Annotated in this window: 25 protein-coding genes and 3 pseudogenes; 13 read left to right on the forward strand and 15 right to left on the reverse strand. The window is 60.2% G+C overall.

Features of this window, described 5'->3' with window-relative positions; genetic code table 11:
• Positions 1–125 (reverse strand): SDR family NAD(P)-dependent oxidoreductase (locus tag C8D77_RS36245; RefSeq protein ID WP_146211871.1); only part of this gene is annotated, 125 nt, incomplete at its 3' end.
• A 488-nt stretch (positions 126–613) separates the two neighbouring features.
• On the opposite strand from C8D77_RS36245, the gene C8D77_RS36255 reads away from it, so the two are divergent.
• Positions 614–1585, forward strand: coding sequence for an SDR family oxidoreductase (locus C8D77_RS36255; RefSeq protein WP_109672710.1), 972 nt, complete (start codon positions 614–616; stop codon positions 1583–1585).
• Positions 1586–1817: 232 nt separating this feature from the next.
• On the opposite strand, the gene C8D77_RS36260 is transcribed toward C8D77_RS36255, so the two are convergent.
• Positions 1818–2324 (reverse strand): YciE/YciF ferroxidase family protein, encoded by a 507-nt coding sequence (locus tag C8D77_RS36260; protein WP_109672712.1) that lies wholly within the window; start codon positions 2322–2324, stop codon positions 1818–1820.
• A 237-nt stretch (positions 2325–2561) separates the two neighbouring features.
• Between C8D77_RS36260 and C8D77_RS36265 the strand changes: the two genes are divergently transcribed.
• Complete coding sequence (locus tag C8D77_RS36265; RefSeq protein ID WP_109672675.1) at positions 2562–4271, forward strand: HAD family hydrolase; 1710 nt, start codon at positions 2562–2564, stop codon at positions 4269–4271.
• Positions 4272–4324: 53 nt separating this feature from the next.
• Here the strand turns inward: C8D77_RS36265 and C8D77_RS36270 are convergent, their stop codons facing one another.
• The 4 genes from C8D77_RS36270 to C8D77_RS36285 are packed head-to-tail and all read right to left on the reverse strand — an operon-like array spanning position 4325 to position 8734.
• Entirely contained in the window at positions 4325–4786 is a 462-nt protein-coding gene (locus tag C8D77_RS36270; RefSeq protein WP_109672677.1) for a RidA family protein, read from the reverse strand.
• A gap of 23 nt (positions 4787–4809) precedes the next feature.
• Positions 4810–7089, reverse strand: coding sequence for a xanthine dehydrogenase family protein molybdopterin-binding subunit (locus C8D77_RS36275; RefSeq protein WP_109672679.1), 2280 nt, complete (start codon positions 7087–7089; stop codon positions 4810–4812).
• A gap of 3 nt (positions 7090–7092) precedes the next feature.
• Positions 7093–8115 (reverse strand): FAD binding domain-containing protein, encoded by a 1023-nt coding sequence (locus C8D77_RS36280; RefSeq protein ID WP_109672681.1) that lies wholly within the window; start codon positions 8113–8115, stop codon positions 7093–7095.
• 1 nt (position 8116) lies between these two features.
• On the reverse strand, positions 8117–8734 hold the full coding sequence (locus tag C8D77_RS36285) for a (2Fe-2S)-binding protein (protein ID WP_109672683.1): 618 nt from the start codon (positions 8732–8734) through the stop codon (positions 8117–8119).
• Positions 8735–8898: 164 nt separating this feature from the next.
• Here C8D77_RS36285 and C8D77_RS36290 point away from each other — a divergent pair, with 164 nt between their 5' ends.
• The 5 genes from C8D77_RS36290 (at position 8899) to C8D77_RS36310 (ending at position 12824) form a co-directional block, all read left to right on the forward strand.
• On the forward strand, positions 8899–9069 hold the full coding sequence (locus tag C8D77_RS36290; RefSeq protein ID WP_109672685.1) for a hypothetical protein: 171 nt from the start codon (positions 8899–8901) through the stop codon (positions 9067–9069).
• Between the two features lie 110 nt (positions 9070–9179).
• Positions 9180–10373, forward strand: coding sequence for an HlyD family secretion protein (locus tag C8D77_RS36295; RefSeq protein ID WP_109672687.1), 1194 nt, complete (start codon positions 9180–9182; stop codon positions 10371–10373).
• Positions 10370–11965, forward strand: a complete 1596-nt coding sequence (locus C8D77_RS36300) for a DHA2 family efflux MFS transporter permease subunit (RefSeq protein WP_170136922.1) — start codon at positions 10370–10372, stop codon at positions 11963–11965. Before C8D77_RS36295 ends, C8D77_RS36300 begins: the two co-directional genes overlap by 4 nt.
• A 75-nt stretch (positions 11966–12040) precedes the next feature.
• Positions 12041–12358, forward strand: coding sequence for a plasmid stabilization protein (locus C8D77_RS36305; protein ID WP_109672689.1), 318 nt, complete (start codon positions 12041–12043; stop codon positions 12356–12358).
• A 22-nt stretch (positions 12359–12380) separates the two neighbouring features.
• Positions 12381–12824 carry a PPC domain-containing DNA-binding protein gene (locus tag C8D77_RS36310; protein WP_109672691.1) on the forward strand — a complete coding sequence of 148 codons (444 nt, stop codon included), beginning with the start codon at positions 12381–12383 and terminating at the stop codon, positions 12822–12824.
• A 28-nt stretch (positions 12825–12852) separates the two neighbouring features.
• Here C8D77_RS36310 and C8D77_RS36315 read toward each other — a convergent pair whose 3' ends face one another.
• Positions 12853–13461, reverse strand: coding sequence for a cysteine hydrolase family protein (locus tag C8D77_RS36315; RefSeq protein ID WP_109672693.1), 609 nt, complete (start codon positions 13459–13461; stop codon positions 12853–12855).
• 190 nt (positions 13462–13651) lie between these two features.
• On the opposite strand from C8D77_RS36315, the gene C8D77_RS39190 reads away from it, so the two are divergent.
• Together C8D77_RS39190 and C8D77_RS36325 are read left to right on the forward strand one after the other, a co-directional pair.
• The gene (locus C8D77_RS39190; protein ID WP_109672695.1) at positions 13652–14047 is read left to right on the forward strand and encodes a GFA family protein; all 396 of its coding nucleotides are present in this window, start codon (positions 13652–13654) and stop codon (positions 14045–14047) included.
• 23 nt (positions 14048–14070) lie between these two features.
• Positions 14071–14490, forward strand: coding sequence for an HD domain-containing protein (locus tag C8D77_RS36325; RefSeq protein WP_109672698.1), 420 nt, complete (start codon positions 14071–14073; stop codon positions 14488–14490).
• 43 nt (positions 14491–14533) lie between these two features.
• Here the strand turns inward: C8D77_RS36325 and C8D77_RS36330 are convergent, their stop codons facing one another.
• From C8D77_RS36330 to C8D77_RS36340, 3 genes are all read right to left on the reverse strand, one after another.
• Positions 14534–14944 carry a DUF427 domain-containing protein gene (locus C8D77_RS36330; protein WP_109672700.1) on the reverse strand — a complete coding sequence of 137 codons (411 nt, stop codon included), beginning with the start codon at positions 14942–14944 and terminating at the stop codon, positions 14534–14536.
• A gap of 39 nt (positions 14945–14983) precedes the next feature.
• Complete coding sequence (locus tag C8D77_RS36335) at positions 14984–15166, reverse strand: hypothetical protein (RefSeq protein WP_109672702.1); 183 nt, start codon at positions 15164–15166, stop codon at positions 14984–14986.
• A gap of 67 nt (positions 15167–15233) precedes the next feature.
• Positions 15234–15422: a DUF2934 domain-containing protein gene (locus C8D77_RS36340; RefSeq protein WP_109672704.1), complete on the reverse strand. Its 189-nt coding sequence runs from the start codon at positions 15420–15422 to the stop codon at positions 15234–15236.
• 168 nt (positions 15423–15590) lie between these two features.
• On the opposite strand from C8D77_RS36340, the gene C8D77_RS36345 reads away from it, so the two are divergent.
• On the forward strand, positions 15591–15947 hold the full coding sequence (locus C8D77_RS36345) for a hypothetical protein (protein WP_245463002.1): 357 nt from the start codon (positions 15591–15593) through the stop codon (positions 15945–15947).
• Positions 15948–16387: 440 nt separating this feature from the next.
• Positions 16388–16702 carry a hypothetical protein gene (locus C8D77_RS39200; protein WP_425453808.1) on the forward strand — a complete coding sequence of 105 codons (315 nt, stop codon included), beginning with the start codon at positions 16388–16390 and terminating at the stop codon, positions 16700–16702.
• Between the two features lie 252 nt (positions 16703–16954).
• Here the strand turns inward: C8D77_RS39200 and C8D77_RS38665 are convergent, their stop codons facing one another.
• Both C8D77_RS38665 and C8D77_RS36360 read right to left on the reverse strand, forming a co-directional pair.
• Positions 16955–17356, reverse strand: a complete 402-nt coding sequence (locus C8D77_RS38665) for a hypothetical protein (RefSeq protein ID WP_245951976.1) — start codon at positions 17354–17356, stop codon at positions 16955–16957.
• 425 nt (positions 17357–17781) lie between these two features.
• Positions 17782–17970: pseudogene (locus C8D77_RS36360) on the reverse strand (IS5/IS1182 family transposase); the annotation flags it as partial.
• A 112-nt stretch (positions 17971–18082) separates the two neighbouring features.
• Here C8D77_RS36360 and C8D77_RS36365 point away from each other — a divergent pair.
• Entirely contained in the window at positions 18083–18337 is a 255-nt protein-coding gene (locus C8D77_RS36365; RefSeq protein ID WP_146211872.1) for a hypothetical protein, read from the forward strand.
• A gap of 423 nt (positions 18338–18760) precedes the next feature.
• On the forward strand, positions 18761–19183 hold the full coding sequence (locus C8D77_RS36370) for a response regulator (protein ID WP_109672708.1): 423 nt from the start codon (positions 18761–18763) through the stop codon (positions 19181–19183).
• Between the two features lie 294 nt (positions 19184–19477).
• Here the strand turns inward: C8D77_RS36370 and C8D77_RS36375 are convergent.
• The 3 genes and pseudogenes from C8D77_RS36375 to glmS all read right to left on the reverse strand — a co-directional run.
• Positions 19478–19755: pseudogene (locus tag C8D77_RS36375) on the reverse strand (alcohol dehydrogenase catalytic domain-containing protein); the annotation flags it as partial.
• Between the two features lie 110 nt (positions 19756–19865).
• A pseudogene (locus C8D77_RS38670) lies at positions 19866–19985 on the reverse strand (helix-turn-helix domain-containing protein); the annotation flags it as partial.
• Between the two features lie 36 nt (positions 19986–20021).
• On the reverse strand, positions 20022–21143 hold a 1122-nt coding region (glmS, locus tag C8D77_RS36385), incomplete at its 5' end, for a glutamine--fructose-6-phosphate transaminase (isomerizing) (RefSeq protein WP_109672719.1).

Below are 21143 nucleotides of genomic sequence, written 5' to 3' on the forward strand. Positions count from 1 at the left end.
GCGTCCTGCCGGCGGCCGAAGATGAAAACGAAGGCGCCTTCCTCGATGAAGCGCTTTGCCGACGCGCGGCCGATGCCGGTCGCGCCACCCGTGATGACGGCGGTCTTTCCATTCAGTCTGGTCATGACGTGCATCCTTCGTTTCGCCGTCTGGTGTCTTTGGCTGTACGGGAAAGGCCCGCGAGAGCCTCAAGATGGGTTCGCCGAAGTCGGGCGGTGAGTGCGCAATCGCGCACATCGGTGGTGCGAAATCGATCCGGCTGGGCGACTGATGTCGGGCTTTGGAAGGCGCACCGCGCGGTGCCGGATTGCACCATGATCGACTGGGATGACGTTCGCTACTTTCTTGCCGTCGCGCACGCTTGCCGGCCACAGTGGCGAGCGATGGCCGGTAGGGCGGCGCTGGATCAAACTCAGCGAGCGTGTCGTGTCGGTGGCGCAATCGGACAGTCCTGTCCTGCCGACATTCCGGAATGCGGCTTTTCGGATGATCGGCCGCGCCACACTGCAACGGTCATTTCTCGAGCGTGTCGCCGGTTTGAAGGAATGATGCGTTGGCCATAAACCTTTTGGCCGCCCATGCGTTGTTCCCTCTCCAAGCCGAGGAGACGATCATGCAGATGAAGTCGGAAATAGCGGGCGAAGCGGCCAAGCAACGCCATATCCAGCGTGGCATCGATGCCAAGGACAAATCGAAAGGCAATGGCAAGCAGCAAGGCGCCATGCAGGCCGGTGCGCGCGAGTATCCCGAACCTCCCTTCCCCGAGCAACATCAACCCAAGCCTGGGCATGAATGGGCGATCGAGCCGGCGCCGCTGTATGATGCGCCATACTATCTCGGATCGAAAAAACTCGACGGAAAGGTAGCGCTCATCACCGGCGGCGATTCCGGCATTGGCCGTTCGGTGGCGGTTTTGTTCGCCCGCGAGGGCGCCGACATCGTGATCGTCTATCTCGCCGAAGACAAGGATGCCGAAGAGACCAAATCCGCAGTGGAGAAAGAGGGACGACGCTGCATTCTGGTCAAGGCCGACGTCAGCGATCGCGATCACTGCCGCAACTCGGTGGCCGAGACCGTGAAGGAATTTGGCCGTATCGACGTGCTGGTCAACAATGCAGCCTTCCAGATCCATTCCAGCGATTTCAGCGAACTGACCGAAGAGCATTTCGACACGACGCTGAAGACCAATCTCTATGGTTACTTCCACATGGCACAGGAGGCGATACCGCACATGAAGCCAGGGTCGGCGATCATCAACACCGGTTCGGTAACCGGCATCGACGGTTCAAAGCAATTGGTCGACTATTCAATGACCAAGGGGGGCATTCACGCCTTTACGCGGGCCCTTTCCGGCAATCTGATCGGCAAGGGGATAAGGGTAAACGCGGTTGCGCCAGGTCCGGTGTGGACACCGCTGAACCCATCGGACAAGGAGGCTGATGACGTTTCGAAATTCGGGATGGACACGCCGATGAAACGGCCCGCACAACCGGAAGAACTTGCGCCAGCCTATGTGTTCCTCGCCTCGCCGCAGTGCTCAAGTTACATCACCGGTGAGATTTTGCCGGTTGTCGGAGGCTACTGAGGGTGGCCGAAACGAAACGTATGACCAAGGAGTAGGATGGGTGGTTCGTCTGCTTTTTCAGGATGGCGCTTGCTTACGCAGCATACCGCATCTGCACGGAACCTGCAGGACCCGCCCGCATGCCGCAGGATGACGGCGAGGCGCTACGCAAGCAATCGGCGGCCTTGAGCATCGAGCTGCCGCACTGACAGCTGCCAGGCCGGCCGAAGTTCCGGCCAGCCCGGTTTCAGCCTTATTCAGCGGCCTGGAGGTTGATCTTGCTTTCCGCCATTTCGGTGAGCTTGCGATCGGTCGCCTGTTCTTCTCTGAGGTTCTTGGCCAGCACGTTAGCACAGTCAGTGCGGCCAAGCTGCTTGGCCCAGGCGATGAGTGTACCGTAGCGTGTCATCTCATAGTGCTCGACGGCCTGCGCCGATGCGATCAGCGCCGCATCGAGGACTTCCTTGTCATCTACGTCACCGCTCACATCGTCGGCCTCCTCGAGAATGCCGTCGATTGCCGGGCAGTTGACCGTCTTGGCCTTAACGCCATGCAACTCGAACACCTCTTCGACGCGCTCGATATGGCCCCTGGTCTGGCCGAGATGTTTTTCGAATCCAGCTTTCAGTTGCGGGTCGGTTGCCTTGTCGATCATCTTCGGCAGCGCTTTCTCGATCTGCTTTTCGGCGTAGTAGATGTCCCGCAGCGTGTGCACGAACAGATCGTCGAGTGTCTTGATGTCCTTCGAAAAGAAGCCCATGACCTTGCCTTTCATTGCGCTCAATGTGGATTTTAGCGGCGAGGTTTGCTCGCTGCCGCGAGAGCCGAGACTGAGGCCCCCAGCTTGTCGGTCAACGTACCAATGCCGGAGGGGTTCCTGACTTTTCGGGTGAAACTGCCCACCTTTTCGAAAGCCCGCAATGTCTCCGATTGGAGCCTTTGTCTCGACGGCACGTTCTACCCAGAGCGGGAACCAGAACCGTGAAGGGTTGGCAGAATGTATTTCATTGCGTTGGCGACGGACTATGACGGCACTTTGGCTCATGACGGAATCGTCGCCAGGAAAACGCTCTCTGCCCTCAAGCGGTTCAAGAAAAGCGGCCGCAAGCTCGTTCTCGTCACCGGGCGCGAACTGCCCGATCTCAAGCGCGTCTTCTCAGAGGTCAGTCTCTTCGACAAGGTCGTCGCCGAGAATGGAGCGCTGATCTACACGCCGGCCAGCGAGCAAGAGCGGGTGATCGCCCCTTCGCCTGAGCCCAAATTCGTCGCCAGACTGAAGAAGCAGGGCGTCAAGCCGTTGTCGGTCGGCCAGTCGATCATCGCGACCTGGGAACCCCATCAGGCCACGGTGCTCGAGGTCATCAAGAAGATGGGCCTCGAACTGGAAATCATTTTCAACAAGGGCGCGGTGATGATTCTGCCGAGCGGCATCAACAAAGCTACCGGGCTGGCTGCCGCCCTTCAGGATCTTCGTCTTTCACCGCACAATGTCATCGGCGTCGGCGACGCCGAAAACGACCACGCCTTCCTGCAGGCCTGCGGCTGCAGTGTCGCCGTCGATAATGCAATTCCAGCGGTCAAGGATACAGCCAACTTGGTCATGCGTGGCGCACGCGGCAAAGGCGTGGAGCAACTGATCGACAAGATGATCAAGCATGATCACGCGATCGTATCGAGGCGCCACGACGGTATCGTTCTCGGATCGGCCGGCGGCGACGAGATCTATTTGTCTCCGACCGACACGGTCCTCATCGCCGGCAGTTCGGGCATCGGCAAATCCACCTTGGCCACCGCACTGACGGAGCGCTTCGTCGAGAGCAAGTTTCAGTTCTGCGTCTTCGATCCCGAGGGAGACTACGACGGCCTCGAGGGCGCCGTGCGGCTTGGTGACGGATCAAGCGCACCGACAAAGGCGCAGGTGCTGGATCTGATCGCCAAGGCCGACAGCAATATCGTCGTCAATGGACTGGCGCTGCGCGTCAATGAGCGACCTGATTTCTTTGCCGACCTGCTGCCCGGCCTCGGCAGTTTTCGCCGCCGCACCGCAAGGCCGCATTGGCTCATCATCGACGAAGCGCATCATCTCCTGCCCAAGCGGCGCGACGATACGCGGGCTGTCCTGTCACTGGAATTGCCGGGCACAATCCTGATCACTGTTCACCCCGAGGCGATCTCGACCGACGCGTTGCGCCTGGTGACGGCTATCATTGCGCTCGGCCCCAAGGCGAAGGACGTGGTGAAGGTCTTCTGCCATGAGACAGGCATTGAGGCACCGAAGGCCATCCCAACTCCCAAGGGCGCACGCGTGCTGTTCTGGCGGCCGCAGGCAGGCAAGAAAGTCAAAACGGTCAAGGTGATCGAGCCGCGCCAGTCACTCAAGCGGCACAGCCGCAAATACGCCGAAGGCCAGCTCGATGAAGCAGGCAGCTTCTATTTCCATGGCCCTGACAATGCGATGAACCTCAGAGCCCACAATCTGATGATCTTTGCCCAGATCGCTGAGGGCATCGACGACAAGACCTGGGAGTTTCATTTGCATGCCGGCGACTATTCCAAATGGTTCCGGCATCAGATCAGGGACAAGGACCTCGCACGCGAAACAGCCGAGGCGGAAGAGGACAAAACACTATCCGCCGAGGAGAGCCGCAAGCGCGTGCTCGATGCCGTTCGCCGCCGTTACACGGCTCCAGCCACAGCCCCGGAATGATACGCGAGAGCCAAGGGTAACTAAGCCAGCACTATTGCACGCGGAAACTCTATTCAATCTGGCAGCGCCGCCATCGCGACAATTTCAACAACAATGTCGGCTTGTGCAAGCGCTGCAACCCCGATCACCTCCGAGGGCGGCGGGTTGTTATAGCTGCAGTGCTTCGGGCAATGCTCGGCAAAGAACTCGTCCAGCACGTCCAGGCGAAAATTGGGAGAACTCAGAACGCCACCATCGGGAAACGGCCCCTTGATGAAGAAGGTCAGCCGGATGAGGTAGTCGAGCGTGCTACCGAGGTCTTCCAGATCTGATTTGATGTTCGTCAGAATGGCGCGCCACTGTGCCGCTGCATCGCCAGTGAAGCCGCCTCCCTTCTTTCCGGCTGGATCATAATCGTCGGCGGTTGCCGTGTTTCCGCAAAGGTAGACAAATCCCTTTGCTCCGCTAACGACCGTGCCTTTTCCCCACGGCATCAACCTGCCGTTTTTGAATTTCTTATGGGTTACGAGTTCCACTTTCAGTCCAATGCCCCAAATCGTCAGTCTATCAAATCGTCGATCCTGATTGGCAGATCGCGGATGCGCTTCCCGGTGGCGTGATAGACCGCACTTGCCACGGCAGCAGCTGTTCCAACGTTGCCAAGTTCGCCCAACCCCTTGACACCGGCAGGATTGACCTCGTGATCGACTTCCGGGACGAGGATCACGTCGACCTGTTTGATGTCCGCGTTGACCGGCACCAGATAGTCCTGCAGGTCGCGGTTGACGTAGCGCGCGTGCCGCCGATCGATCTCCGTTGCCTCGTGCAAAGCCTGGCCGATCCCCCAGATCATACCGCCCATCAACTGGCTGCGCGCGGTGCGCGTGTTCATGATGCGCCCGGCAGCAAAGGCACCGACGATGCGCGGCACCCTGACCTCACGGGTGTAGCGATTGATGCGCACTTCCACGAACTCGGCGCCAAAGGCATATTTGACCGAATCCTTGTCTCCTTCCCCACCATGAAATTCCGGCTGTCCGGCATAGAGCTTGCTTAGTGCCTCCGGCGAAGAACCCTTGGGCGCAAATTCGGCATATTCCTCGATGGCGCCGACCCGCATGGCCTTGAAGACATCGGCCAGCTTTGCCGATTTGCCAGTCTCCGCAACGACTTTCCCATCCGCCATATCCAGTTTCGCATTGGCCGAACTGGCAAGGGGACCATCGTTGCCGGCCGCGGCCGCGAACAGCTTGTCGCGTACGGCATCGCAGGCCTTCATCACCGCCGAGCAGACGCTGGCTGTCGAAATCGAGCCGCCCGACACCGGGGCCGGCGGCAAGGTGCTGTCGCCCATCTCGACACTGATCTTTTCGATGCCGACACCCAGCCTTTCGGCTGCCATCTGTGCTGCGATGGTGCGAACACCAGTGCCGATTTCATGCGAACCACATTGGACCCGGACCGCGCCGTCGGCGGTGAGACGAACCCTGGCAGCGCAGGGTGCGACGGCGGTCGGATAGATCGCGGTCGCGCATCCCATGCCGACCAGCCAGTCGCCGTCACGCATCGAGCCAACTTTGGGATCGCGCCTCGACCAGCCAAACGCCTCCGACGCCTGGTCGTAGCATTTGATGAGCGAGCGGCTTGAAAACGGCTTGCCCTCGATGGGCTCCTTCTCCGGCTCATTGATGCGGCGGAACTCGACAGGGTCCATGCCGAGCGCTACCGCCATCTCGTCCATGGCGTTCTCCAGTGCGTAGACGTAAGGGGTCTCCGGCGGCGAGCGCATATAGCCTGGGGTGTTGCGATCGGCGTGGACCAACGAAACATGCGTCAGGACGGAGCCGTAGTTGTACATGCGCGCGGTGGCGGACGTGCCACCGACGACATAAGGGTCAGGGCGTGACGTCACCTCCCAGCCCTCATGTCCGAACGCCGTGATGCGGCCGTCCTTGCCGGCGCCTATGCGGATCCGATGCCGCGTCTCGGCGCGGTAGGTCTGCGTACCGAAGGCCTGTATGCGGCTAACGACGCAGCGAACTGGACGACCAATTCGCCGCGCGGCGATGGCGACGATGGCCGTGCGGGCCGTCATCGGTCCCTTCGAGCCGAAGGCCCCGCCGATATAGGGACTGATGATTCGAACGTTGGCCGGGTCGAGCTTCAGCTGGCGTGCCAGTTCCACCTTCCAGCCGGTCACGTTCTGCGAGGGCTCGTGGATCGTCAGTTGATCGCCCTGCCATATCGCCGTGGTCGAAAACAGTTCGATCGGATTGTGGTGCTGGGTCGGCGTCGAATATTTTTCGTCGATCTTCACAGCCGCCTCCGCCCAGGCGGCGTCGAAGTCGCCGGCTTTTGCATCCTCCTTCAACATCGGGCTTTTGCCGGCAGCCGGCTCCACCTTCACGCCTTTTGACTCGAAGGTGGCGCTGGGTGGTTCGTCCTCATAGTCGGCGTGGATCAACGTGGCTGCTTCTTCCGCCGCCTCAAAGGTCTCAGCAACGACCAGAGCGACGATCTGGCCATCGTAGAAAATCGTCTTGTCGTGCAACGGCCCGATCGAACTTGCGCCGGTGTTGCCGAATTTCGGTTTGTGGGTGTTGTCCATGTCGCCATGGGTGACGATTTCCAACACACCCGGCACCGCCTTGGCATCGTCCATTTGAAGTTTGGAGACCTTGCCTCGAGCGATGCTGCTGGTGACAAGGGCGCCGTAGGCGACGTTGGCCGTGGTGATGTCGGCGGGATAACTGGCCTGTCCGGTAACCTTCAGCCGGGCATCGATACGGACAACAGGATCGCCCTGATTGTCTTTGGGGGCGGGTGCGGCTTGGTTCATGGCTCAGCCCTTCATATCCCGTGTTTCGAGCAGCGCCCGCACCAGCGTGCGTTTGCCGAGCGGTATCTTGAATGCGTTGTGTTCACGCGGCTTGGCATCGGCAAAGGCGACATCGGCGGCGGCTCGTGCCGCCGCCTCGTCAAGCACCTTGCCCTTGAGCGTGTCTTCCGCCGCGCTCGCCCGCCACGGCACGGTCGCAACGCCGCCAAGAGCGATGCGCGCGCTCCTGACCCTCTCGCCGTCCATGTCGAGCGCGACAGCCGCGGATGCCAGCGCAAACGCGTAAGATTCGCGATCGCGTATCTTCAAATAGCGCGACCTGCTGCTCCATGGCGCGAGCGGCACTTCGATCGCGGTGATGAGCTCGTCTGCCGCGAGATCCGTTTCGATGTTCGGCGTCTCGCCCGGCCGCCGATGCAGCTTGGCAAAGGCCAGCGTGCGTCTTCCTTGCTGGCCTTCGATGTCGACCGTTGCGCCGAGCGCAATCAGGGCTTGCGCGAAATCGCCGTGGTATGCGGCAATGCAGGCATCGCTGGTGCCGAGAACCGCATGCTGGCGGTTGAACCCTTCCATCGCGGCGCAGCCGGAACCTGGCTCACGTTTGTTGCATGGCCACGAGGTTTCACGGAAATATTCGCAGCGCGTCCGCTGCAGCACATTGCCGCCGAGGCTCGCCATGTTGCGAAGCTGGCCGCTGGCGGCGAACTGCAGACTTTCGGCCAGGAGCGGACAACGGCGCCTGACATCCCCGTTGTCGGCTGCTTCACTCATGCGAACCAACGCCCCGAAGCGAATGGCATCATCCTCTATCCTGATCTGCCGCAAGGCGGGTTCGACGAGAGTGTTGAGATCGATCAATCGCTCCGGTTGCGCGACACCGAGCCTCATGTAGTCGGCCAGATTGGTGCCACCGGCGATAAACTGCGTGTTGGCCGCAGTCGGCGGACTCTGCCCAGTATCGGCATGAGTCGCGATGTCGACCGCTGAGGAGACGCTGGTTGGGCGTTCATAGACGAAGGGGCGCATCCTAGGCCCTCCTGATCTCGTCGCGGGCCTGGACGATCGCCGCAACGATGTTCGGATAGGCAGCACAGCGGCACAGATTGCCACTCATATATTCGCGAATATCATCTTCCGACCCGGCATGGCCTTCGTTGATGCACCCGATGGCGGACATGATCTGGCCCGGTGTGCAATAGCCGCATTGAAAGGCATCGTGATCGACAAAAGCCTGCTGGACCGGATGCAGTTCCCCGTCCGTCGAAACCAAGCCTTCCACGGTTGTGATCTCGCGGCCCTGGTTCATGATGGCGAAACTCAGGCACGAGAGCACCCGCTTTCCATCGACAAGAACGGTGCACGCGCCGCATTGCCCGTGGTCGCAACCTTTCTTGGTGCCAGTCAGGCCAACATGATCGCGCAGAGCGTCAAGCAGGCTGGTGCGATTGTCGAGCGCGAGGTTGTAGGGCTGTTTGTTGATACGCATTGAAACCGCCGACAGGTCGCGCGGTCCGGCCGGTTTGGCGGACGTTGGCTGGTCAGCGCTCTTCGAGGAATTGACAAGCGGCATTGCCGCTACCGCCGAAACAGAGGCCGTCATGAACATGCGTCTGCTCAGGCCACTGGCAATTTTGGCTTCGGACATGGCTGGCTCCGGGCTGGCTGGGTCTCAAGCGGACCCAACCAACCGCAAAGATCAAAGTTCCCTCCTCACGCGCCTGTGATCAATTTTTTGTTGGCTGCATCGACGCATCCGGAACTTCACCTGCCGGGCGATGGTTGTCTTTCGAAAGCACGAGAGAAACGATCATGGGCGATGATCGGCATGACAAGAACAGTGACGGTGGGCGTGTATTCTCGGCGGAGCGGGCGCGGCAGGGTGAGATCATCCTGCGAACACGCACACGTCGAATCATCTTCATAGCCGGGTTGGTCGGCATCGTGATCCCGGCGATCGTGATCAGGTTCGCAATCGGCTGAGTCGACTTCACCAGGCGCGAAACCGTTATCGGTCGTCAGGAACCTTTTGCGAGCGGCTGTCGTTGATTGGCCACTGCCAAAACGGTCGACACCTTCCTGAGAGTTCTCCCGTGGACGCGAAAACCCAAACCAAAGAGCCTGCCGAAACCAGCGACACGCAGGGTACGTCGCGCAGGGCCAAATCAGACGCCTCGCCAAAACGCAGGGAAGATGCGGGTCGGGTTGACGCTACGAAGAGCAAAACGCGTGACAACGACGCCGAAGAACCAAAGCCCAGCCTGCTGCGCTTCCCACGACGGCACCCCTACATATCCATCGCGATCTTGCTCGTGCTGTTCCTGATTGCCTTGGGGCTGGTCTTGTGGTGGCTGAACGCCCGCCAGTATGAATCGACTGACGATGCATTCATCGATGCCCGCACGGTGACGATCGGTGCCGAGATTTCGGGCCGCATCACCGATGTCGCGGTCACCGACAACCAGCCGGTGAAAGCCGGTGACGTGCTCCTGCGTATCGACGACAGCGACTATCAGGCGAGGCTCGCGGAGGCGAATGCCGGCGTGGCTTCCGCCCAGGCCGACATCGTCGATGTCGAAGCCCAGATCGAAGCACAAAACGCCAAGATCGATGCGGCACAAAAGCAGGTGGCGCAAGCCCAGGCCGCGCTCGATTTTGCCAAGGCTGAGGACCAGCGCAACCGCGAACTGCTGGCCAAGGGAACCTCCACTCAACAGCAGGCCGAACAGGCCGCTTCGACGCTGCGTCAGGATCAGGCGGCCCTCGACAGCGCTGGAGCAAACGTGGCTGCCACGAAAAGCCAGGTCACTGTTTTGCAGGCGCAGGAAAAGAGCGCGCAAGCAAAACTCAATCAGGCCGAAGCCACTCAGGAGCAGGCGCACACCACACTGTCGCGCACCACCATCACCGCGCCGGTTGCCGGACGGGCAACCAGCATCTCGGCGGCCATCGGGACGTATGCTCAGCCCGGCCAGGTGCTGATGATGTTTGTTCCCGACGAAGTCTGGGTGAAGGCCAATTTCAAGGAAACGCAACTCGACCTGATGCGGCCGGGACAGTCGGTTGACATCGAGATCGACGCCTATCCCGAAAAGGCCTTCCACGGCCGCGTCGACAGCATCCAGGCAGGCAGTGGCACGGCCTTCAGCCTGCTGCCGGCCGAGAACGCCACGGGCAATTTCGTCAAGGTGGTGCAGCGCGTGCCGGTCAAGATCGTCTTCGACCAACCGCCGGGCGTGCTGCTCGGTCCGGGCCTGTCGGTTGTGCCGACAGTCAAGGTGAGATGAGCGCCGTCGAAATGGCCGGTGGCGCGAGCGAAAGCCGGTCCGCCGCCGGTGGCCGCAACCCCTGGCTCATCGCGGTCATCGTCTCGATCGCCACCTTCATGCTGGTGCTCGACACCTCGATCGCCAACGTCGCCCTGCGCAACATCGCCGGCAGCCTGGCGGCGGGAATGGACGAAAGCACCTGGGTGATCACCACCTATCTGGTCGCCAATTCCGTGATCATCCCGGTCAGCGGCTGGCTGGCCAGCGTCATCGGCCGCAAGCGCTATTACATGTTTTGCGTGGCGACCTTCACCATAGCATCGCTGCTGTGCGGGTTGGCGCCCAACCTGGAGATGCTGATTGTCTTCAGGATCCTGCAAGGCCTTGGCGGCGGGGGCATGGCGCCCAGCGAACAGTCGATCCTCGCCGACACCTTTCCCCCGGAAAAACGTTCGCAGGCGTTCGCGCTGTATGGCATCGCCGTCATCGTCGCGCCGACCGTCGGGCCGACCATCGGTGGCTGGCTGACCGACAATTTTTCCTGGCACTGGATCTTCTTCATCAACGTGCCGTTTGGCATCATGTCGCTTGCCCTCGTGCAGTGGCTGCTGGTCGAGCCTGATGTGCTCGAACGCGAACGGCAGGAACGGTTGAAGGGCGGCCTCCGGATAGACTGGGTCGGGTTCATCCTGGTCGCCACGGCACTTGGCTGCCTGGAGATCTTCCTTGATGAAGGCCAGCGCAACGACTGGTTCGCATCAGGTTTTATCACTACCTTTGCCGCGATTTCGGCGATCTCATTTTTGCTGCTGATCCCATGGGAGTTCAGTCACCGCGATCCGATCGTCGACATCCGCCTGCTGTTCAGCCGTCAGTTCGGCACGTCGTTCCTGGTGATGATGGCGGTCGGCGCCGTGCTGTTCAGCACCACACAGTTGATGCCGCAGCTGCAGCAGACCGCTTTCGACTATACGGCGACCCTGTCGGGCCTCTCGATGATGCCGGGCGGCATCGCCATGCTGATGCTGATGCCGATTTCGGGATTTGCCGCCGGCGTCGTGCAGCCCAAATATCTGATCATGATGGGCATGTCCGTTGTGGTGGTCGCGCTGTGGCATATGACGTCGCTCACCCCGGACGCCAGCTTCCGCTTCTTTGCCTTTGCGCGCATCTTCCTGATGATTGGCCTGCCGTTCCTGTTCATCCCCATTTCGACGGCCGCTTACGTCGGCCTTGTTCCGCAGCAGACCAATCAGGCATCGGCGCTGATCAATGTTGCCCGCAACATCGGCGGCAGCATTGGCGTGTCGCTATCTAACACGGTGATCGCTCAGTACGCGCAGCTCCACCAGGCAAACCTTGTCAGTCATACGGCACAATCGTCTCCCGCCTACCAACAGGCGCTGCGTCAGGTGACCGAGCATTTCGTTGCCCAGGGATCGACTATGCTCCAGGCCAAGCAACAGGCCGTCGGCTGGATTGGGCAATTGATCGCGCGCCAGGCTTCGCTGCTCGCCTATGTCGACATCTTTCGCTACTGCGCAATCGTGACGGCGTTGTTTGTCCCCCTCGCCTTGCTGCTGCGGTCTCCAAAGCCTGACAAGGGCTAGCTGAAATATCATCGGCACCGGAACTCTCTAGCCGGCTTTTTCGTTCAGGCCCTATCCAACAAAGGAGAAAAAATCATGCCACGCGGTGACAAATCGAAATACACCGACAAACAGGAACGCAAGGCCGATCACATCGCAGAAGGCTACGAGAAGCGCGGGGTTTCCGACAAGGAAGCCGAACGGCGCGCATGGGCGACGGTCAACAAGGATGATGGCGGCGGCAAGAAGGAAGGCGGCTCCGGACGAGGTGAGCACACAGGCAATCCGGCGGCACACAAGGGCGGTAGAATCGGCGGCAAGGCATCGGCGTCACGCTCAGCTGCAAGCCGATCGGAATCGGCCAAGAAGGCCGCAGCCACCCGAAAACGGAACGCCGAACACCGCGCCCATTGACTGGTGTGCTCGGAGCATCAGCATGAAATCACAACTCGTCAACGAGGTCAGCGGACAAAGGACATTCGTCGTGGTGCTGGACCCTGGAGAAGAAGCATTCGGCGGGCTTACCGCCTTCGCGGTCGACCAGAAGATCGGCAGCGCTTCGTTGACCGCCATCGGTGCGTTCGAACGAGCGACCGTCGGCTGGTTTGACCTGAATGCGAAGACCTACCGCAAGATTCCGATCGACGAACAATGCGAAGTGCTGAGCGCGATCGGCGATATCGCGCTGGGCGACGATGGCAAGCCCAGCGTGCATGTCCATGCGGTGCTCGGATTGAGCGACGGAACCACAAGAGGTGGGCACCTTCTTGAAGGCATCGTTCGGCCAACGCTGGAAGTCACGCTGGTGGAAGCCCCAGGCCATCTACGCCGCAGCAAGCGTCCGGAACTCGGGGTTGCGCTGATCAACCTGGACGCTTGAGCTTCAAGGATCGGTCGGCAGGGCGGGTTCACGTCCAGTTCGAGAGAACCGTCTCCATCTCGACTGTCTCGACCTGCTGCGCAAACCGCTGATGATAGACGGTCAGCAGCGCGTCGTGGGTTGCGTCGGAAGAGCTGCACAGCGCGTCCGTGACCAGAACCACGCGATAGCCGAAATCGATGGCCCCGAGCACGGTGGCCAGAACGCATACATCTGTTTCGCCACCCGTGATGACCAGTGTATCGATATCGCGTGCCATCAGACGAGCTCTGAGGCTCCCTTCGAACCAGGGCGAGTAGATGTGCTTGTCGATGATTGCGGCTGGCGGGCAATAACCGGCCAATGACGGCAACAGTTCGGCCATTTCGGGTCCGATCGTCTCGATCGTCATCGAAGCCCAACGCTCGTAGTAGCGCTTCCACGTGCCGACGCCCTGCCCCGCCTTTCGGGCGGGCAGGAACCGCGTAAAGACCGTCTGCGGTGCGCGTCTTTCGACCAGTCTTTCGATTTGTGGGAGGACACGGGTGATCCGGGGTGTTGCCCATTGAGACGGCTCGGCAAACAGCCTTTGCATATCCACGCAGACATGCATGCATCGATCGCCAAGGGGACCATAGGCCAAGCCTGGCATCGACATCAGCGCGTCTCCAACCGGCAGTATGTGTCCACGACAGCTTCCTAGCAAAGACACGCAACGCCAAGTGCCGGGACTGGTTCCTGAGATGGCACCAGGAACCGACGCAAATGCGTGGCGTTTCCGCTGAGACGAATGGAGCTACTCGCATGAAACCACGCGACGGGGGCCGTAAATCAGCCGGGACACCAACATGGAACTGAGCGGAAGATGTCTCTGCGGCACGGTCCGCTTTCGCGTTGGAGGCGAACCGAGAGTGCATTACTGCCATTGCGACATGTGCCGGCGAGCGACCGGCAGCGCCTTCGCGGTTCTTGCCTGGGTGCCTTCTCAAAGCGTCGCCTGGATCAATGCGACGCCAACCTATCGCAGGTCCTCGCCGATCGCCCAGAGGGGTTTCTGCTCCAGCTGCGGATCGCCGCTCAGCCTTTTCTATGACGCATCGCCCGACGAGGTCGCGCTGCATGTTGGGGCATTCGACAATCCGGCTCCACTGGAGCCACGCTACAACTATGGGTCGAGGCAGCGACTTGGCTGGGTCTGCTGTGGAATAGACCTGCCGCACCACGATACCGAGGAGCGATGGTGAACCATGCCTGAGGGGAAAGCCAGATGAGCATCTTTTACCGCGCGGCCAAGATCGCTGAAGAGGTCCATGCATCGCAACGCGACAAGACCGGCCAGCCTTACATCGAGCATTGCCGGCGTGTCGTTGATGCAGTCGAGACGATGGATCAGAAGATCGTTGCCTACCTTCATGACGTGCTGGAAAAGGGCGATGGCTGGACGCGGACCAAGCTCGAGGAAGCGGGCTTCGGTCCGACGGTCGCTTCTGCTGTCGACGCCATGTCGCGCAGAGATGGCGAGGAATATTTCGCCTTCGTGCGACGAGCCGCATCGAACCCATTGGCTCTGCCGGTGAAGCGTGCGGATCTGGAAGACAATGTCTGGCAGGCGCGACAAGTTGGGGCCTCGACTGTCAAATACGAAGAGGCACTACGCATTCTTGATGAGGAGTTTCCGCGCCGCTAGCATACCCGAAGCCTCAGCCCGGCCCGGTGTGCGCACGAGCGATCTACTCCAAGACGTGGGGCGTATGCCGCTTGTCTTCCGACGGCTCGACATCAATGCGCGCCTTTTCAGGATCGAACGCGCCGTGACCCGCGATTGCCCTCGCCGCAGTGTCGGGAGTTTCATATGCCCACATGAAATCGTCGGCCGAGCTTCCTACGGCATGGACGCGCCAGTAGCTGGCGGTGCCTTTCATCGGGCTTTCGCTCGTGGTGTCGGTCTTTTCGAAAAGGTCGAAATAGATATCTTCGAAAGGGATGTAGAAGACAGGCTCACATCCCTCTTCCCGCAGCACCTTGGCTCGGTCCGTGGCTGCGACTATGGCGTCTGAAAATCGCACGGTCACTGTGCCGGCAAACGGCTCTATGGTCAGTTGGCGCGGGTGGCGTGTTGCAGTTGCGACTGAAGCTTGCATATTGGTTCTCCTTGCCAACAGGCGTTAAGAGATCGAAGGTCATTTGCTCGCAGGCACGGTAGCTGGCTGATCACTGCCGGTCGTGGACTGCGGCCTGACATCCTGATCGACCTGTGGGTTCTTGTTGACCGCGTCGGCGTTGGCTTTCATCGGCTCGGTGTTGTTGTCGCAGGCAGCAAGCGCCAGACCAGCGACCAAGATCAGCAATGACAAGGTTTTCATTGTCGAGGCCTCCTCTGGTTGATATCGACCAACGAAGCTCAGGCGTATTGGTTGCCTTGCCGGGTCTTCAACCGCTGGTGCTTTTCGAGCCAACTCCAACCATTGGACCGGCCGATTCGCGCTCGGCCTCCGGGCCTTCCGCCTCTATTTCCTGCACAGCCTGGTCCCAGTGTTCCTGCTCTCGTCCGGTCGGTCGGCCCTCCCGCTCCCAGATTTCATAGGCTCGCCGTTTTATGCGCTCTTCCCTGCTGTCCATGACTCGATCCTCCGATCCATCAGTCTCAATCCCAGATGATATTTTTTGTTCCCTTCGGCCGCTGCCGAAGCCGCGATCTTGGGCAAGGCGCTTGTGGATTGCGCGAAGAACCCGCTTGGTATTTTCCGTACCGACATTTCTTCGTGACACACCGACGCCGGCGGATTTATGAATCTGGCCATCGATCGGGGCCCCGGCATGTTCCTCTCCGATCCCATTGCCTGGGCAATGCTTGGGCTGTTGCCCGAAAACAAGGTGACGCCCATGCGGGAATTGCCGAAAGACATTGATGCCGATGTGGTGATCGAAATCGGCAAGCTGCTGGACGACAGCCCGCTTTTCGTCCCGGTGCGGGTTCATGAGCTTGCGATCCGGGTGCGGCAGAGGGTGAAGACCGGTCTGCCGGATCTTTCGATCGAAGAACTGATCGTGGAGATGGCCGCCGTACGCCAACTAGCCATGGCCTTTGATCTGCCAGGATCGGAGAACGTCGTGCGCATCCCGTTGCGCCGCCCGCGCCGCTAGTACTGCGGATTTCAATTTGCTACCGCCGTTGCGAGAGCGCCCCGACACGGCTCGGGAACCTAACGCGCGCCCCAGAATTGGATTGCACGACAATCGACCTTCCAATTCGGTTCCGTCCAATGCCTCTAAATCCAGACTGGCAAGATATCGCGGCGCGGTTGGTTTTGACTGTGCTTGCCGCTGCGATGATAGGACTTGATCGCGAAGCGCGCGGTCATTCGGCAGAACGACTATCCTCGTCGGACTGGCCGCCCTCACGATGGTCCAGGCAAATATTTTGCTGGGATTTCGCGGCGAGAGTCCCGATTCCTTTGCCTCGATGGATGTGTTGCGCTTTCGGCTTGGCGTGCTGACCGGCGTCGGCTTCATCGGCGGCGGCGCCATCCTTCGTCGTGGCAACCTTGTCAGTGGGGTCACCACGGCCCGCGACTTTGTGGGTAATGACGGCGATCGGCTTGGCATTCGGTGGTGGTCAATACGGATTAGGCGCAGCCAGAACGCTGCTGACCTTGTTGACGGTTCTCGTTTTGAAATGGATCGACGTGCGTATTCCACGCGACCATCGTGCTGAACTGGATGTCGCATGCAAGGATGGAAAGGCGGACGATCTACCCGAAATCGTCAAGCCGCTCGGCTACCGGGCGCGGTTGGTCGGGCTTGAACGTGGCCCGGATCGCGACGACGCGGTGTTTTCCTTCGAAATTGGCTGGACCCGGCCGGACCGTAGCGGCCCGCAACGGATTTGCTTGCATTGATCGATCAGCACGCCGAAATCAGAAAGTTCCAGTTGGTCCGCGAGCCTATGCACTGATGGACTGCCTTATGCGCTGGTGAAGACGTGGTCGTTCAACGCACCGCTGCGCGAAGCGCTGATATGAAAAGCACCAGCAACGCCAAGGCATTGAGGCCGGCGGCGATGGCGTGCGAATATTCCCACTGGCGCCGCAGCAGCTCCCAGTTTTCGGGCAGAACGGTCCAGTTCCGGGTTACCTGGTTGATCGGATAGGTCAGCGTCCAGAAGGCAAGTTGGGTGGCACCGATGCTGATGAAGGCAAGGACACAAGGCCGAAAGCCCCACCTGACCGGTAAAGCAAGACTGCCAGGGCGGCTGTGGAGAGCAATGCCCCAAGCACCACGATGCCGAACAGGCTCCAGCCATCATAGGCGCGTTGCGCGGCCAGATAGCTCGTCCCGTCGAGCTTCATCTTGTTGAACATCGAGAAGAAGTGCGCCGCGGCCGGGACAAAGGCCAATGCGACGAAGATGAAGCTGATCACCCTCAGACCATAAATTGCCATATCCAGTCTCCTCTCCAACCAGAGAGCTAGGGCAATCGACGAGGTTAACCAGCCGCAGGCCTCTTGGACGGCGCCGTCCCGATCCATTGATCCCGGCGCGGTGCCGTTCACACCTTGCCCCCCCCCCGGGCACCGGGTGATCGGCATCCCGGACGCCAAAGATTGATCACCCGCTATCATTATGTTAGCATCGCCTAATGAAAAGTCCGACGTATACTGTCTATTCGCCTCCGGTGAGCGGGCTCCCCTTCCTGGCTGTCGCCATAGTCGATGGCAGCACGGTGGCGATTCCATTCGACACTCGAGCGCAAGCAGTGGAACACAACCGCACTTCTTCCGAGCGTCTGGAGCTGACGCAGCCTTTGAGCCGCCGGCAATAGGGTAGAACCCCGCCGCCCCATTCACGGCCGCGGCGCGGCGCCCCTAGGGATCGCGGGACTTGCTGAGGCGTTGGAACCCCTGCAGCTCCTGCCTTGCCAGTTGTGGCGCTACCCGACCATAGCGCATACAGCCATTTGAGTTGCAGTGGTGGCGGCGACAGATGTGCTGTCGATCATCTGGATGTCGCCGTCATGCGCGGCCGTAACGGCGTCCATCAGCCGGTCCCACAGACCTGCTTTTCGTCATCGCACGAAGCGGTTGTAGCACGGCACGCCTCTTGGCCCGTTGGGCAAGAGCGGCTCGATCACATGCCACTCGAAGTCGGTCAGATCGTATCGGCGCATGGGCAGTCTGAATCACAAACTGGCGGAACATGAAAGCCCCATGCTTGCGCGAGCACGGTCGACGCGGACATTATGCCAGTCGCCGCATACGGACCTGTGAAGAGGTAGCAAGATGCAATACGCGACGGGGCAGAAGATGAAAGTTGGCGACGAGGTAGTCGCCGATGGCATGAGAGGCTTGATTGTCTGCGATTTTGATACCCGCGAGTTTGCAGTAGGCTATGACACTTGGGACATGCCTACGACCGAAATGCTCGGCGGCGGCACTCTGTCATCCGGCGTCATGATCGAAACCGCCGAAGCGGGCATGATCCACTATGTGGAAGGAAGCGGCGTGATCGACCACATCTCATCCCAAAGCCGGTAGCCGGCAAACCGCAGCCCTCCTAGCTCGCCTGCCCGGGTTTATGAGTTCATGGCCTAGCAGATTGGACGTGCTGAAATAGCTGGCGATACCACCTATTGGTACGGTGCAATCGCCCCGTTGGTCTCTTATTCTTTCTTGTCCGGTTCCTCGAAATGGATCGTGGCTCGTTCGCGACACAGCGGTTCGCGCTGCGAGCCGATTGTAGCGATCATGGTTGCGCCCCGCGTTGACTGTTGTGTGGCTCCGCCGATCGCGATGCAAGGATCGCGCGAAAAGGAGTTCGCATGGCAAGCCCCGTTTTTGGCTTTGTTACTCAGACGCTGTACGCGCGGGTTAGCGAACTCAAGGGTAACCTGACAGCTTGCGGTGTGTCGCCGGGACTGACCTGCGCATTGCATTGCCCCGGGGCCAGGTAGCGCGACAATGTATTCGGTTGTCCTCGCTGACGATCATCCTTTGCTGCTTCGCGGATTGCAGGGTGTGCTGAAAGCCGCGCCGGATTTCAATGTGCTGGCAGCAACGGCGAGCGGGGTGCAAGCGTTATCGCTCATTAGCGATCTCCGACCCGATCTGGCCGTGCTTGATGTCTCCATGCCGAATGTTGGCGGGCTGGCGATTCAGCGAACCGTTCTTAAGGAGCGGTTACCGGTGAAGGTAATTTTCCTCACCGCATCTCTAACAGGCCGCCAGATCGCGGACGCAATTTCAATGGGGGTGTGGGGCATCCTCTTAAAGGAGTATGCCACCGAAGTACTCTTGGACTGCATGCGGCAGGTCGCAAGCGGAGAGAAGTGGCTGCCGCCGGAGCTAGTAGCCAGGGCAACGAGCGCCGGGCCATGTCCATAGGCAATCGTCTGCGGTCCGCGGGTCCCTTCATGAGACTTTCGTACGCCGGCGCCCGAACACTTCAGCATCTCGGTCATTCAGGCTGATTCTCAATGATGGAACGGCGGCATTCACTTTTGCCGTTTTTTTGTCGGACGCCAGGGTTCAGACATTCATACGGCCGCTATTGCTGGATGGTTGTCTGCGGCGTTCGGTCTCACCGTGGCTGGGCTCTGCTTCTCCTGGCTAGTAGAACCGAGGATCATCTTGTTGACTTTACGCTGACGACAATCGCTGCTTATTGTTCATTTTTCACGACCTGCACTGCCGGCATTCGGGCGTGTGGAGCGGGATGGCGTGATCGCCCTTCTTGAGCATGGTGACACCTTGCCGACAACGAAGCTGGCGCCCTCATGGCCGAGGATCGCCGGAAACAGGCCTTCGAGATCGGCGACCGACATCGTGAATTCGTCGGTGTGGCAGATGCCGATCGCCTTGATCTCCACCAGCACCTCGCCCTCGCGCGGACCGTCGAGGTCGACCTCCATGATCTCCAGCGGCTTTCCGGCAGCGACAGCGGCGCGGGTTTTCATCTTTCTCTCCCAATGAGTGTTCTGCCGAGCCGAAACGCAGGCGCCTTCTGATTATTATGCGGCGACCTTGGTGGCCCGGCGGGGAACCCCAACATGGCGGTAAAGCCCTTGATGCGTTCGATACGAGTGCCTTGAAGATTGAGCTTTTTCGCCAGCGCTCCCGCACTCATGCCGAGCGGGACGAGATATTCTTGAAGCAGGAATGCTCCAGGATGAAATGGACTGCGGATGTCATGCGGCCCTATCTCCAATTTGCGACGCAAAACCTACTCCACCGTCACCGATTTCGCCAGATTGCGCGGCTGGTCGACGTCGGTGCCCATGAACACGGCGGTGAAGTAGGCCAGCATCTGGATCGGCAGCGCGTAGATGATCGGCGATATGATTTCCGGCACGTCGGGCAGCACGATCGTCTCCATCGTCTTGACGCTGGTCAGCGCCGCACCCTTGCTGTCGGTGATCAGGATGATCTTGCCGCCACGCGCCGCCACTTCCTGCATGTTCGACACGGTCTTTTCGAAAATACGGTCGTGCGGCGCGATGACGATGACCGGCATGTTCTCGTCGATCAGTGCGATCGGGCCATGCTTCAGCTCGCCCGCGGCATAGCCCTCGGCATGGATGTAGGAGATTTCCTTGAGCTTCAACGCGCCTTCCATGGCCAGCGGGAAATTGGTGTCGCGGCCGAGATAGAGCACGTCCTTGTAGCGCGAGAGTTCGCGCGCGATCCGCTCGATCTGCTCTTCGAGCTTAAGCACCTGGTTGGCATAGCGCGGCGCTTCCGAAAGCGCGCGCACCAAGGCCTTCTCTTGTTCTTTCGAGATCGTACCCCGCGCCACGCCAGCCCGCACGGCTAGCGAAGCCAGGACGGACAGCTGGCAGGTGAACGCCTTGGTCGAGGCAACGCCGATCTCCGGTCCGGCCAGCGTCGGCAGCACGACGTCGGATTCGCGCGCCATGGTCGATTCGCGCACGTTGACGATCGCGCCGATCTTCATTCCCGCCTTGCGACAGTAGCGCAGCGAGGCCAGCGTGTCGGCGGTCTCGCCCGATTGCGAGATGAAGAAGGCCGCATCATTCTTCGACAACGGCATCTCGCGGTAGCGGAATTCGGAGGCGACATCGATGTCGACCGGCAGCCGCGCGTAGCGCTCGAACCAGTATTTGCCGATCAGGCCGGCAAGATACGCTGTACCGCAGGCCGAAATCGCCAGCCGGTTGATCTTTGCGAAATCGAAAGGCAGGTCGAGCGGCTTGGAGACGCCGCCGACAAAATCCAGATAATTCGCCAGGGTGTGCGAGATCACCTCGGGCTGCTCATGGATTTCCTTTTCCATGAAATGGCGCCGGTTGCCCTTGTCGACCATGAAGCTGGTCGACAGCGACTG

Source organism: Mesorhizobium loti (assembly GCF_003148495.1).
Classification (GTDB): Bacteria; Pseudomonadota; Alphaproteobacteria; order Rhizobiales; family Rhizobiaceae; genus Mesorhizobium; species Mesorhizobium loti.

Coding starts and splice junctions, on each gene's coding strand:
- C8D77_RS36255 (WP_109672710.1), top strand. CDS start 614: ATGCAGATGAAGTCGGAAATAGCGGGCGAAGCGGCCAAGCAACGCCAT.
- C8D77_RS36260 (WP_109672712.1), bottom strand. CDS start 2,324: ATGGGCTTCTTTTCGAAGGACATCAAGACACTCGACGATCTGTTCGTG.
- C8D77_RS36265 (WP_109672675.1), top strand. CDS start 2,562: ATGTATTTCATTGCGTTGGCGACGGACTATGACGGCACTTTGGCTCAT.
- C8D77_RS36275 (WP_109672679.1), bottom strand. CDS start 7,089: ATGAACCAAGCCGCACCCGCCCCCAAAGACAATCAGGGCGATCCTGTT.
- C8D77_RS36280 (WP_109672681.1), bottom strand. CDS start 8,115: ATGCGCCCCTTCGTCTATGAACGCCCAACCAGCGTCTCCTCAGCGGTC.
- C8D77_RS36285 (WP_109672683.1), bottom strand. CDS start 8,734: ATGTCCGAAGCCAAAATTGCCAGTGGCCTGAGCAGACGCATGTTCATG.
- C8D77_RS36290 (WP_109672685.1), top strand. CDS start 8,899: ATGGGCGATGATCGGCATGACAAGAACAGTGACGGTGGGCGTGTATTC.
- C8D77_RS36300 (WP_170136922.1), top strand. CDS start 10,370: ATGAGCGCCGTCGAAATGGCCGGTGGCGCGAGCGAAAGCCGGTCCGCC.
- C8D77_RS36305 (WP_109672689.1), top strand. CDS start 12,041: ATGCCACGCGGTGACAAATCGAAATACACCGACAAACAGGAACGCAAG.
- C8D77_RS36310 (WP_109672691.1), top strand. CDS start 12,381: ATGAAATCACAACTCGTCAACGAGGTCAGCGGACAAAGGACATTCGTC.
- C8D77_RS36315 (WP_109672693.1), bottom strand. CDS start 13,461: ATGTCGATGCCAGGCTTGGCCTATGGTCCCCTTGGCGATCGATGCATG.
- C8D77_RS39190 (WP_109672695.1), top strand. CDS start 13,652: ATGGAACTGAGCGGAAGATGTCTCTGCGGCACGGTCCGCTTTCGCGTT.
- C8D77_RS36325 (WP_109672698.1), top strand. CDS start 14,071: ATGAGCATCTTTTACCGCGCGGCCAAGATCGCTGAAGAGGTCCATGCA.
- C8D77_RS36330 (WP_109672700.1), bottom strand. CDS start 14,944: ATGCAAGCTTCAGTCGCAACTGCAACACGCCACCCGCGCCAACTGACC.
- C8D77_RS36335 (WP_109672702.1), bottom strand. CDS start 15,166: ATGAAAACCTTGTCATTGCTGATCTTGGTCGCTGGTCTGGCGCTTGCT.
- C8D77_RS36340 (WP_109672704.1), bottom strand. CDS start 15,422: ATGGACAGCAGGGAAGAGCGCATAAAACGGCGAGCCTATGAAATCTGG.
- C8D77_RS36345 (WP_245463002.1), top strand. CDS start 15,591: ATGAATCTGGCCATCGATCGGGGCCCCGGCATGTTCCTCTCCGATCCC.
- C8D77_RS39200 (WP_425453808.1), top strand. CDS start 16,388: ATGACGGCGATCGGCTTGGCATTCGGTGGTGGTCAATACGGATTAGGC.
- C8D77_RS36365 (WP_146211872.1), top strand. CDS start 18,083: ATGCAATACGCGACGGGGCAGAAGATGAAAGTTGGCGACGAGGTAGTC.
- C8D77_RS36370 (WP_109672708.1), top strand. CDS start 18,761: ATGTATTCGGTTGTCCTCGCTGACGATCATCCTTTGCTGCTTCGCGGA.